The organism is Corynebacterium sp. HMSC074A01, assembly GCF_001831515.1.
GTDB lineage: Bacteria > Actinomycetota > Actinomycetes > Mycobacteriales > Mycobacteriaceae > Corynebacterium.
The window spans coordinates 16881-28858 of record NZ_KV825596.1 but is presented as its reverse complement, the minus strand read 5'-3'; the positions used below and the strand labels follow the sequence as shown (position 1 = coordinate 28858).

Annotated in this window: 13 protein-coding genes; 4 read left to right on the top strand and 9 right to left on the bottom strand. The window is 64.6% G+C overall.

The genetic code is table 11. The features are described 5' to 3' along the window. Window position 1: 1 nt before the first annotated feature. Genes HMPREF2550_RS00210 through HMPREF2550_RS00190 form a run of 5 tightly spaced genes read right to left on the bottom strand, consistent with a single transcriptional unit; the run spans window position 2 to window position 4068 of the window. Window positions 2–862 (bottom strand): GDSL-type esterase/lipase family protein, encoded by an 861-nt coding sequence (locus HMPREF2550_RS00210; protein ID WP_083319692.1) that lies wholly within the window; start codon window positions 860–862, stop codon window positions 2–4. Window positions 863–895: 33 nt separating this feature from the next. Next, window positions 896–1177, bottom strand: a complete 282-nt coding sequence (locus tag HMPREF2550_RS00205) for a hypothetical protein (RefSeq protein WP_070788944.1) — start codon at window positions 1175–1177, stop codon at window positions 896–898. Between the two features lie 24 nt (window positions 1178–1201). Then, window positions 1202–1639 (bottom strand): GNAT family N-acetyltransferase, encoded by a 438-nt coding sequence (locus HMPREF2550_RS00200; protein WP_083319691.1) that lies wholly within the window; start codon window positions 1637–1639, stop codon window positions 1202–1204. Continuing rightward, on the bottom strand, window positions 1614–2834 hold the full coding sequence (locus HMPREF2550_RS00195; RefSeq protein WP_070788942.1) for a DUF418 domain-containing protein: 1221 nt from the start codon (window positions 2832–2834) through the stop codon (window positions 1614–1616). Before HMPREF2550_RS00195 ends, HMPREF2550_RS00200 begins: the two co-directional genes overlap by 26 nt. Before the next feature lie 22 nt (window positions 2835–2856). After that, entirely contained in the window at window positions 2857–4068 is a 1212-nt protein-coding gene (locus tag HMPREF2550_RS00190) for an amidohydrolase (protein WP_070788941.1), read from the bottom strand. A 107-nt stretch (window positions 4069–4175) separates the two neighbouring features. Between HMPREF2550_RS00190 and HMPREF2550_RS00185 the strand changes: the two genes are divergently transcribed. After that, complete coding sequence (locus HMPREF2550_RS00185; RefSeq protein ID WP_070788939.1) at window positions 4176–5000, top strand: S1 family peptidase; 825 nt, start codon at window positions 4176–4178, stop codon at window positions 4998–5000. A gap of 5 nt (window positions 5001–5005) precedes the next feature. On the opposite strand, the gene hisN is transcribed toward HMPREF2550_RS00185, so the two are convergent. From hisN to HMPREF2550_RS00170, 3 genes are read right to left on the bottom strand one after another with little or no spacing between them, the layout of a single operon-like run. Continuing rightward, window positions 5006–5788, bottom strand: coding sequence for a histidinol-phosphatase (gene hisN, locus HMPREF2550_RS00180; protein ID WP_070788937.1), 783 nt, complete (start codon window positions 5786–5788; stop codon window positions 5006–5008). Then, window positions 5781–6587 (bottom strand): inositol monophosphatase family protein, encoded by an 807-nt coding sequence (locus HMPREF2550_RS00175; protein ID WP_246819703.1) that lies wholly within the window; start codon window positions 6585–6587, stop codon window positions 5781–5783. Before HMPREF2550_RS00175 ends, hisN begins: the two co-directional genes overlap by 8 nt. A gap of 18 nt (window positions 6588–6605) precedes the next feature. Continuing rightward, complete coding sequence (locus HMPREF2550_RS00170; RefSeq protein WP_070762307.1) at window positions 6606–6920, bottom strand: DMT family transporter; 315 nt, start codon at window positions 6918–6920, stop codon at window positions 6606–6608. 66 nt (window positions 6921–6986) lie between these two features. Here HMPREF2550_RS00170 and prfB point away from each other — a divergent pair, with 66 nt between their 5' ends. Then, complete coding sequence (gene prfB, locus HMPREF2550_RS00165; protein ID WP_038588965.1) at window positions 6987–8090, top strand: peptide chain release factor 2; 1104 nt, start codon at window positions 6987–6989, stop codon at window positions 8088–8090. A 46-nt stretch (window positions 8091–8136) separates the two neighbouring features. Here the strand turns inward: prfB and HMPREF2550_RS00160 are convergent, their stop codons facing one another. Continuing rightward, window positions 8137–9471 carry an MFS transporter gene (locus HMPREF2550_RS00160; RefSeq protein WP_070788934.1) on the bottom strand — a complete coding sequence of 445 codons (1335 nt, stop codon included), beginning with the start codon at window positions 9469–9471 and terminating at the stop codon, window positions 8137–8139. Between the two features lie 389 nt (window positions 9472–9860). Between HMPREF2550_RS00160 and HMPREF2550_RS00155 the strand changes: the two genes are divergently transcribed. Continuing rightward, the gene (locus HMPREF2550_RS00155; protein ID WP_070788932.1) at window positions 9861–11423 is read left to right on the top strand and encodes a pyruvate carboxylase subunit B; all 1563 of its coding nucleotides are present in this window, start codon (window positions 9861–9863) and stop codon (window positions 11421–11423) included. A 2-nt stretch (window positions 11424–11425) separates the two neighbouring features. After that, complete coding sequence (gene accB, locus HMPREF2550_RS00150) at window positions 11426–11968, top strand: acetyl-CoA carboxylase biotin carboxyl carrier protein (protein ID WP_070788930.1); 543 nt, start codon at window positions 11426–11428, stop codon at window positions 11966–11968. Window positions 11969–11978: the final 10 nt, after the last annotated feature.

Genomic DNA, 11978 nt, shown 5'->3' with positions numbered 1-11978 from the left:
GCTAGAGCACTCGTGCAACCTGGTCTGCCACGAAGGCAGACCCGGCGTTGGCGGGGTGCAGCACCATGTTGTAGCCGGGGGTGGTGGTGTCGAAGATACCCGCCACCCAGCGGTCCGCGTCCCTGGCGCACGTGCTGTGGCCGGCGGACAGCGCCCGAATATCAATGAACGTGGCGCCGATGAGCCGCGCAGCCTCGCGTTGATCGTTTTGCGCCCGCTGCTCCCACTCCGCCACGCGCGACGCCGGCACCCCGAGCGGGGAGTTCGGCACCACGTTGAGCAAGCAGAGCCGACCGCCGCCGGTGATGGAGAGCAAGCCAGGGATAATGATCTTGGCGTCGGGCGCGACCGCCCTAACCTTTGCCGCCGCATCCTTGATGTTCTGGAAATACCGTGCGCGAATGTGTTGCGGGTCTGAACTCTCGCCGTCGATAAATGGCCGCCACTGGTCATTAATCCCGACGGCAAACGTCACCGCTCGGGTGTTTCGGTTCAGCGCACCGGCGCGAATCGCGTGATCCACATGGCCCGGCAGATCCTTCGAGCGGTGGCCCGTGCACGACCAGTCCGCCACCGCGCTGTGCGTGCGCGCATCGAGCTGGCTAGGCCAGTTGTTTGGCCCCTGTAGACAACCCGCCTGGCTGCGGGTCGACTCGTAGATCCGCGTCGAAGACGTCGACGAGCCCCACCGGTTGAAGAACTTCAGCGTGGTGTCCCGGTACTGGTCCGGGTTCGAGGCAAAGGAGTCGCCGAAGACGACAACATTGCCCCCGGGTTGCGCGCTTGCAGGGGGAGCGGTTGCAGAGGTGGCAGTAACAATCGCGGCAGCTGTCAGTGCGGCCACGCGGGCGAGAGTGCTCATAGACGTTGAGGTTACCTGGGAGATGCTGTGGCCCTAGGGTCGGTCGGGTGGGCGCGTTGTGATTCGCCACAGGGCGCTGATGAGTACCGCGGTAATGAGGTAACCGCTGACCGCATAGTTGAAGAGACCGCTAGGCATCCCATCGCTCAGCACGTCGTAGAGCAGAAAAACCGGTGCGAGTGACACCATCACCACTAAGAAGCGGTATGGAGAAAGCACCTTCCGCTTCGTAGCAACGTGGATGAGGCAGCCCACGACCACGATGCAGAAGGAGATGAAGAACGCGACCACTGCACCAAACACCACGTAGATCATGTTGCTCCCTGACTCTTCAGTGCGTCAGGCTCGCGCGAGCCGCATGCGGCGATGCGGCACGACCGTGTCTAAGAACTCCTCACCCTCGGCAACCAGCCCGAAGCGGGAGTAGTAGCCGACTAGGCCGGACTGGGCCTCGACGATGAGGTCGCCGGGCCAGCGGGTGGTGTACTCGATGCCGGCGCGCACAATGTCTGGCCCGATGCCGGAGCCGCGGTGCGAAGGGTGGACGACGAAGCGTCCGAAGCGTGAGCCGCTGTCGGTGGGGAAGACGCGTGCACAGCCTGCAAGCGTGCCGTCGTCGGCAAGCGCAAGGATGTGCTTGGTCTCCGGGTCAGCGTCCTGGTCGTCGATCTCATTGAACGGGCACTGTTGCTCGCCGACGAAGACGTCAACGCGCAGCTTGTACAGCGCGTGGAGCTCACGCGGCGTCATTTCATCCAGCGATTTCAGCACGATCACGGTGCGGTTCAATCCTTCCTGTTTTGCCGTAGGAGACGTGGCGGTGCGCCCACTCAAACGGCCCCTGTTTGCCAGCCGCCTCGAGCGCGGTCGCAATGAGTACGGTAGCCAGCCACACTCCGGCGCTAAGCGCGAGCTTGCCGCTGACGGTCCAGTCCTGTCCCAACCCCAAGCTAAACGGGTAGACCAGCGCGAGGAAGAAGAAGGTCTGCGCCAGGTACCCGGACATGGAGCGCTTGCCCAGCGCAACCAGCGGGTAGGTCCACTTCGGCGTCGCGTTGTGCAGGTGCGCGGTGGCGAGCGCGAGCGCAGCGAGGATGCCCGGGCCGGTCAGGCTACCGACGGCGGTGTTGAGCAGGAACAGGCCTACCTCCAGCTCGGGGTTGAGCACGCCGATAGCAGAGAGGCCCCACGGTAAGCCGACGCAGAGGATGATTGCTGCGGTGATGAAGGTCCATGTCCACAGGGTGCGCCTGTGTGCTTGTGGGTTCACCAGCACGCCCTCTTTTGCCCAGACATAGCCGATCGCGGCGAGCGGGACGAGCTCTAACAGGATGAACGGGGTAGAGATGAGCATTTCCCCGGCCCCGCCAAGGTTGTCCGCAAAGTAGGCACCGAAGGTCGTGGCCTCGGCATTCATCGTCGGAATGCTGCTTTCGGCCATCTCGTGCGCGAACTCAGGAAGAAACAGCGAGGTCACGCCGATGAGTGAGGTCAACAGGACGTAGATCCCGAGGCAGGTATAGGCAATAATGCGTAGCACCTTCGTCGACAGCGCAAACATCGCGGCGAGGATCAGCCCGACGAAGCCGTACATGGTCATGATGTCGCCGTAAAACAGCAAGACCATGTGGGCAAGGCCGAAGAGCGCGAGCGCCCCGTAGCGGCGCGCGAGGACCCGCCGCGCCTGTGCCGCCGGGTAGTCCTTGCGGTAGAGGCTGGCGACGACGAGACCGAAGCCGAAGCCGAGCAGCGTGGCGAACATGGGCAGGCCGCGGGTGTGGACGAAAAGGGCTGCGAAGAGAGCCAGCGCGGCGTCGATAAGCGAGCCCTCCGCAACGCCACCCAGGGTCCACCCGGGGGCGGACCCGGGCTGTGAGGCGTCGTTGACCATCCAGATGAGCGAGCCGTTGGCAAGTGCGATGCCGAGGAGCGCGGTGCCGCGGGCGAGGTCTGGGACGATGAGTCGTTGCATGCGCCTAACTTTTACCAGAGGGCTAGCGCATGAGCCAGGGGGAGGAAGAGACGATGATGGCGCGGGTGGCCTGATCGAGCGTGGGTTGCAGGTCAGGGGCGAAGTGGGGTGAGTGGTTCGACGGGGCGGTGTCGATGTCGGCGCTGCTGCCCACGAACCAGTAGAAGTACGGCGCGCCGAAGGCGTTGGCGATGGTGGGGAAGTCCTCCGAGCCGCAGAGACGGCCGAAATCGCCGACCCGATCGCCGAACTGCTCGCGGAACGCGGCCATGACGGTCTCCGCGGTGGCCTCGTCGTTGTGGAACTCGGGCGCGCCGCCGAGGTGGGTGAAGGTCGGCTCGGGGGCACCGGCGGCGGCGCACTCGGCGCGGGTGATGCGGCGGATGGCCTCGTTGAGCTGGTCGCTCACCGCAGTGGTGAACGCGCGGGTGCTCACGGACAGCTCCGCGGTCTCGGGGATGGTGTTGGGCGAGTCCCCGGCGTGGATTGCGCCGACGGTGACCACGCCCATCTCCTGTGGTGCGAGCTCGCGTGCCACGATCGTCTGTAGGCGAGTGATCACGTGCGCGGCGATGACCACCGGGTCCACGCCCTTCTCCGGCATGGAGCCGTGCGCGCCTGTGCCGTGGATGGTGATCTTGGTCTGCACACACGTCGTGCAGATCGGACCCGACAGCGCGCCTACGCCGTAGTTGGGGATCATGGGGCCAACGTGCTGGCCCAAGACCACCTCGGGCGTGGGCACCTTCTCGGCGAGCCCGTTATCCGCCATGTCTTGCGCGCCCGCGCCGTTTTCCTCCGCGGGCTGGAACAGGGCGAGAAAGGTGCCGGACCAGGCGTCTTTGTGCTCGACGAGTAGCTTCGTTGCGCCGAGGAGTGCTGCGGTGTGCATGTCGTGGCCGCAGGCGTGGAAAAGGCCGAGTGCTGGGTCGGCGGAGTATTCCAGTCCGGTGTCCTCGGTAATCGGCAGGGCGTCGAAGTCGGCGCGGAAGCAGACGGTAGGCCCGTCACCATTGCGCAGCACGCCGACCTTGCCGGTGACACCGACGGGGATGACCTCCATCCCCAGGTTGGCAAGTTCTTCGCTGATGCGGGCGCTAGTTTGGAACTCTTCGAGCGCGAGCTCCGGGTGCTGGTGGAACCACGTGTAGAGTTCCTCGCGCTCGGCGCGGGTGTGGTCGAGGGAACGTTCAAAGGGCGTGAATCGGCCGGTGAGAGCGAGTACGTCAGTCATGACACCACTCTAGCTACCTAATCGGGTGTGGCGGATGAGGAAAATGTGACAAAAACATGGCAATGTATAGGGGAGTTTCTGCTGGGGCCAACTAAGGGAGCGTGTCCATGTTTCGTCGCCGTCTCGTCGCCTTCGCCGCCGCCGCGCTGGCTACCGTCGCCTGCGTAGCCGCACCGGCGCAGGCGCAAGTCGACCCGAACTACAACTTCCGCACCGACATGCCCTCGAAGGTGCTCGCCGGCAAGCCTTTCGCCGACCGCGTGCTGCACCGCGTGCCGGGCTCGCTTCACGACGCCCCGCGCACCCCCCAAGCCGCCAAAGAAGCCCAGCAGCGCGGCAAGTCACTCTACGGGCCCGGCACCCCGATCTATGTAGGCAAGGGCCCAACCGAGGTGATGTGCACGGTGACCGTTGCGGGCTACGGCGAGCACGGCAACAAGTATGCGCTCACCGCCGGCCACTGCGGCAAGGAAGGAGACCCGGTGACTTCCGCCGACGCCTGGCAACTCGGCCCGTCCGGCACCATCGTGAAGGTCAACCGCGAGCTGGACTACGCGCTCATCGAGCTTGGCTCCAACGCCGAGGTCACCCGCTCCTACGATGGCGTGACCATCAACCACCTAGGCTCGAAGCCGCTCCCGCGTGGGCAGAACGTGTGCAAGAAGGGCGTGGCCTCCGGTACGACCTGCGGCATGACGCTTTCGGACTGGGGCACGATGAACGTCAACCACGCCTGCGCCATGCAGGGCGACTCCGGCGCACCGCTGTTTACCGGCGACCGCCTCGTTGGCCTAATCAACGGGGGCATGTTCCCGGCGCCTTTCGACGTCCAGTGCGCCTCCCCGCTGCAGGGCCCGATCCACGCGCCGACCGGGTCGGCGCGCATGGACGCGGTCTTAAGCGACCTGAACAACGGCTTCCGCCTGCCGTAAAGGGGCTAGTTCAGCGCCTTCAGCACGTCTTCGTGCAGCAGTCCGTTGGTGGCCACTGCGTCGCCGCCGTGCGGGCCGTCCTCGCCAGACAGCGAACTAAAGCGCCCGCCGGCCTCTTGCACCAGCACGGACAAGGCTGCGAGGTCCCACAGCGAGACCTCCGGTTCGGCCGCAATGTCGACCGCACCTTCGGCCACGAAGCAGTAGCCCAAAAAATCGCCGTAGCCGCGCAGGCGCCAGGTCTGCTCGGTCAGCCCAATGAACTTCTCCTGCAGGCCGCGCTCCTTCCAGCCGGCGAGCGAGGACATGGCCAGCGAGGCGTCGGCAAGCGAGTTGACGCCCGAGGCCTCCAGCTTCTTCAGCTCCCCGCCGTTGAAGCTGCGCCAGGCGCCGCCGCCTTTCGATGCGTACCAGCGGCGCGCGAGTGCGGGCGCGGAGATGACACCGACGACCGGCTCGCCGTCCACAAGCAGCGCGATGAGCGTGGCCCACACCGGCACGCCGCGCACGAAGTTCTTCGTCCCGTCGATCGGGTCGATGACCCATTGGCGGCCGGAAAAGACTGCCTCGCCGCCGAATTCCTCACCCAGCACCGCGTCCGCGGGACGCGACTGCGAAAGCGTGGCCCGCAGCGCCTCCTCCACTGCGAGGTCCGCGTCGGAAACAGGGGTCATGTCCGGCTTCGATTCGACCTTCAGGTCGGCGGATTCGAAGCGGTCGAGGGTGAGCGCGTCCGCGGCGTCGGCGAGTTCGAGTGCGAGCGCGAGGTCATCGGCGTAGTTACTCATGGCCCTCAAGTCTAGACGTGATCTCCTCCACAATCTGCGCGCCACCCGCCACGCACCATGTCACCCCGCCCGCGTCCACCTTGCGCGCGAGCCCGCCGGCGGCCTCCACCAGCGCTTTGCCGGGCAGCCAATCCCAGTCCGCCACCGAGTGCTGCAGCCACGCGCCCGCCTGCCCCGCGGCGATCGTGGCCAGATCGACCGAGCCCGCGCCGCACATCCGCACCGTCGCAGCATCTCGCACCGCGCGCAGCCACACCTCGCGCACCGCATCCTCGCGCATGAAAGCCGGGTGCAAGTACGTCAGCAGAGCCTCGTTGCTTAGCGACGCCCCGCTCACCCCACCCGCACGCTCACCGTTGACCGTGAACTCGCCCGCGTTCGCCAGCCACGTCGTGTCGAGTGCGGGGCGGTGGACGGCGCCGACGAGGGTGGTGCCCGCGGCGCTGTCGTCGGTAAGCGCGAGCGCGGAGCAGAAGTAGTCCGAGCCGCGGGAGAAGTTATAGGTGCCGTCGACCGGGTCGACCACCCAAGTCCTCCCGGTGGAGGAGGCGCGTGAGGCCCCCTCCTCGCCGAGCACGCCATCCTCGCCGCGCAGCGCCTCGAGCACCTCCGTGACGAAGGCTTCCGCTGTGCGGTCCGCCTCCGTGACCACGTCGGAGACCGAGGTCTTGTAATCCGTGGTCAGGCCTGCCTCGCGCATGTGAAGCGCGAGTTGGCCGGCGTGGGTGACCAGTGCGGCGGCGAGCGTGGCGTCGTCGGATGCGCGGTGGGCCTCGATGAATTCAGCAGTGGACGTCATGCGGCCCATTATCCACCTTTAGACAGTCATTTTCAGACCGACGATCCCGCCGATAATCATCAGCAGGCACAGGATCTTCGCCAGTGTTACGGGTTCCTGGCCGGTCGCGAAGGAAAAGAGGACCGCGATGCCTGCGCCTACGCCTACCCACACCGCGTAGCCGCTGCCCACTGGCAGCGTGCGCAGGGCGTAGGCGAGCCCGCCCATAGAAATACAGAGGGCGACAAAGAAGATGACCGAGGGCCACAGGCGTGTAAAGCCCTGGGAGCGGTCGAGCGCGATCGCCCACACCGCTTCGAACGTGCCGGAGACAATGAGTACGAGCCAATCCATGGTGACCCACAGTATTGTGCGCACGCGTTCGCCCGGCGAAGACCCGCTGGACTAGACTTCGCTGGTATGCAACCGGAGACTCAGACGCGCATTACGGACCTCGATTCGAAGCTCACCACCATTGAAAAGGTGATGGACCTCGAGGAGATGGCCGCGCGCATCCGGGAATTAGAGCAGCAGGCCGCTGACCCTTCGCTGTGGGACGACCCCGCGCACGCGCAGACGGTGACCTCCGAGCTGTCTAACGTGCAGGCCCGTCTGCGCAAAGTGACCTCCCTGCGCGAGCGTATCGACGACCTGCCGGTGATGGTCGAGCTCGCAGAAGAAGAAGGCGCGCCCGACATGGCCGCCGAGGAGCTCGCGGACGTTGAGGCGAAGGTGGAGTCACTCGAGGTGCAGACCATGCTCTCGGGCGAGTACGACGCGCGCGAGGCCGTGGTGAACATCCGCTCCGGTGCTGGCGGTGTGGACGCGGCCGATTGGGCCGAGATGCTCATGCGCATGTACACGCGCTGGGCGGAAAAGCACGGGCACAAGGTCGATGTCTACGACATTTCCTACGCGGAGGAGGCGGGCATCAAATCTGCCACCTTCGTCGTCCACGGTGACTACATGTACGGGCAGCTCTCGGTCGAGCAGGGCGCGCACCGGCTGGTCCGGATCAGCCCCTTTGACAACCAGGGCCGCCGCCAAACCTCGTTTGCGGAGGTGGAGGTGCTGCCGGTGGTGGAGCGTACCGACCACATCGACATCCCGGACTCAGACATCCGCGTCGACGTATACCGTTCCTCTGGCCCCGGCGGGCAGAGTGTGAACACGACGGACTCCGCGGTCCGCATTACTCACGTGCCGACAGGCATCGTGGTGACCTGCCAGAACGAGAAGTCCCAGATTCAGAACAAGGCCTCTGCGCTCAACGTTTTGCAGTCCAAGCTGCTGGAGAAGAAGCGGCAGGAAGAAAAGGCAGAGCTCGACGCACTCGGCGCGGGCGGCAACGCCTCCTGGGGCAACCAGATGCGCTCCTATGTGCTGCACCCGTATCAGATGGTGAAGGACCTGCGCACTAATTACGAGGTCGGCGACCCGCAGAAGGTGCTCGACGGCGACCTCGACGGCTTCCTCGAAGCCGGCATTCGCTGGCGCAAAGCAGAAGCGCAGGGCGAGAACTAACGTCTCGGCCCTGCGCCTCATTCTGCGTTGCGCAAGCTTAAGCAGTTTATGCGTGGCGCAGATCGATGCCCTTCGTCTCCGGCAGGATGAACATACTGATCAGGGTCAGGATGGCCATTGCGATGACGTAGGTGCCGGATGCCCATGCCATGTCGTGGGCAATGAACCACTGGAAGATGTACGGCGCGGTACCACCGAAGACTGCCACCGAGATGGAGTAGGCAAGGCCGATGGAGCGGGTGCGCTGGTCGGTGGGGAAGACCTCGGACATGATCGAGGAGAGCAGCGCGCCGCCGGCAGCGACCACGATGATGGCCAGGGTGGAGGCAACCAGCAGGGTCCACGGTCGATCGTCGATAAGACCCATGAGCGGCAGCTGCAGGATCGCCAGCAGGATGGCAAAGATGTACATCACCGGCTTGCGGCCGATCTTGTCGGACAGGGCGCCCCACAGCGGCAGGGCGATCAGGCCGGCGGACTGGGCGAACACGGTGACCCAGTACGCGCCCTGGGTGGACATGCCCTGCTGCGAGATGGCGTAGGTGGAAACGTAAGACGTCCAGGTGTAGTGGGACGCGGTGACACCGGAGACCATGCCGATGACCAGCAGAATGTTCAGCAGCGGGGAACGGCGGTTGACGCTCTGGTCCACGGCCTCGTGGGCGCGACGGTCATCGTCCTCGTTGGCCACGGCCTCGTCGAGCTCGGTGAAGTGGTCGGACTCCTTCATGTTGCGGCGCATGTAGAGAGCGAAGACCGCAGCGAAAGCGCTGAGCCAGAACGGGATGCGCCAGCCCCAGGCCGCGATCTGATCGTCGGAAAGCACGAGCGAGATGCAGCCGCCGATGATGTAGGCGATGACCGAGCCGCCGAAGATGGAGAAGTAGACCATCGAGCCCCACTTGCCGCGCTTGGACGGCGGGGCGATCTCCGGGATGTAGCTGTTTGCCGCAGCGGACTCGCCGCCGTGGGCGAAGCCCTGGATGACGCGGATGAGCAGCAGGCCGACGGAAGCCCAGATGCCGACCGTTTCGTAGGAGGGCAGCAGGCCGATCGCGACGGAGGCGACCGCCATCATGATGATGGTGGTCATCAGGACCGACTTGCGGCCCTTGCGGTCTGCGATGTGGCCGAAGATGATGCCGCCGAGTGGGCGGACAAGGAAGCCGACGGCGAAGACGCCGAAGGTGGCCAGAAGCGCAGAGGTCTGGTCGGCCTTGTGGAACATCGCGGCGGCGATGAACGGTGCGAACACCGCGTACGAGCTCCACTCAAACCATTCCAGGATCTGGCCAACGAGGCTGGCACCGAGGGACTTTCTGTCCGCTGGGTACTCGTGGTGATGCTCCGCCGTGGCGGGCTGGGTCGAAGTTGTAGACACGGGGCCTCCCTTTGTATGAGTCGGGGTGTGTTGAACGGAAACTATAATGTGCATCACGATTTTCGGAATGTGATTGGGGGATCACGCGAAACGTTTTTGTGCGCTAGATAACGGGAACGGCGTTTTTGCAGGTGGTTGGGGGTGCAGTACGAAATCGTATTGTCGGCAGGCGTGCGCATAGCGAACCCGCGTGCATAATGCGTACCTAATTCGGGGGAAGTGACCTAGGGGTCGACTACGGGAAATAGTGGCGCTTTTAAGGTGCGACTTACAATTTGTCGCACGTCACATGGATGGGTGCTTACAATGAGTCCATCGGAGACACGCGCACTTGAGCGGGTCATAAGTTCAAAAGCTGTCCCGACGCTGGTGTTTTAAAGGAGGAAAATATGGTTGCTCTCAAACCAGAGGAACTAAGCACAGAAAGTCTCGCCGAGATTTTTGCTGCGGGTGGTCGCCCGGAGAACAGCGAGCGTGAAATTAAGATCATCGACACCACACTGCGTGATGCGCACCAGTCCATCTGGGCTACCCGTATGCGTACCGAGCACATGATGGATCTGCTCGACGACATCACCAACGCGGGCTTCGAGCACGTAGACCTCGTCGCTCCGATTCAGTTCGATGTGCCGGTGCGTTACCTCAGGGAGGACCCTTGGGAGCGTGTCCGCAAGGTGCACGAGAACGCCGCGCCGGGTACGAAGTTTCGCGCCATGGTGCGTTCGCGCAACCTGGCGTCCTTCGATTTCCTGCCGGACGATGTCATCCACGCATGGGTCGAGCGTCTCTACGCCAACGGCTTCCGCGTGATCGGTGCCTTCGACGGCCTGAACGACATTGACAACATTGCGGACACGCTGATCCTGGCCAAGGAGCTGGGTGCTGAGACCTACGGTTGCCTGTCCTACTGCCTGAGCCCGGTACATACCGACCAGCTCTACATTGACAAGGCGCAGGAGCTGGTCGAGCGCACGGACGTCGACCGCATCATGCTCAAGGACGCCGGTGGCCTGCTCACCCCGGACCGCATGAAGACGCTGATCCCGGCGATCCGCAGCGCGATCGGCGAGGACCTCCCGCTCGAGGTGCACACCCACTCCTTGACCGGTCTGTCCCCGTTGACCTACATCTACGCCGCCGAGCTGGGCGTGGACTCCATCCACACCTCCATCGCGCCCCTGGCAAACGGTCAGGGTCAGCCGGCAACCCAGGCGCTTGCACGCGACCTGCGCGCACTGGGCTACAAGGTCAATATCGACGACGAGCGCGTGGATAACGTCAGCAAGAAGCTGCAGGAGATCGCGGACCGCGAGGACAAGCCCGTCGGCAAGCCGCGCGCCTACGACGGCGTGCACTACATGCACCAGTTGCCGGGCGGCATGCTGACCAACTTTGAGTCCCAGCTGGCAACCGCGGGCCTGTCGGACCGTTTCGAGGACCTGCTCTACGAGACCGCGCGCGTGCGCGAAGAGCTCGCGTACCCGATCATGATCACGCCTTTCGCCCAGTTCGTGGGCACCCAGGCCGTGATGAACGTGATCTCGGGCGAGCGCTACTCCGTCGTGCCGAACGAGATCAAGAAGTACGCGCTCGGCCACTATGGCGAGCCGCTCGCACCGATCGACCCGGACGCGCTGGAGAAGATCAAGAAGAACGGCTCCCACGAGATCCAGGAGGGCCGCCCCGAGCTCGAGCCCGCGCTGCCCGGCCTGAAGGAGCAGTACCCGGACGACGACATCGATACGATCCTGTTGCGCGCGAACATCCCGGGTAACAACGTCGATGAGATGAAGCGCTTCGTCGCCGAAGGCCGCGCTGGCCAGGGCGAAGGCATCGCCGGCGGCGAGCTGACCAAGCTGGTCCAGAAGATCTACGAAACCACCACGACGGGCGAGTTCCACCTCAAGTCCGACGACCTTGAAATCAACCTCACCAAAAAAGGAGACAAGTAACCATGTCTGATACCAACTTCAACGAGCTGAAGTCCCTCCTCGAGTGGGTCAACCAGTCCGGCGACATCGAAGAGCTGTCCATTAAGTACGGCGACATCGAGCTTGCCTTGTCCAAGACCCCGGGTGGCCTGAGCCACCTCAAGGCTGCTCCGGCCCCAGCCCCGCAGGCTGCACCGGCACCGGCCGCACCGGAAGCTGCCCCGGCTCCGCAGGCCGCACCGGCACCGGCTGCTCCGGAAGCTGCTCCGGCACCGGAGGCCGCGCCTGAGGCTGCCCCGGCTCCCGCCGCTGAGGCTCCGGCCGACGGCGTCGAGGTGAAGGCCCCGATGGTGGGTACCTTCTACGCTGCGCCGAAGCCCGGCGCTGACCCGTTCGTCAAGGTCGGCGACGAGGTTGAGGTGGGCCAGGTGCTCTGCATCGTCGAGGTCATGAAGCTGATGAACAACATTGAGGCCAAGGTTGCCGGTACCGTCAAGCAGATCCTCGTGGACAACGAGGACGCTGTCGAGCACGGCCAGCCGCTCATGATCATCGAGCCGAAGTAGGTACACCCCT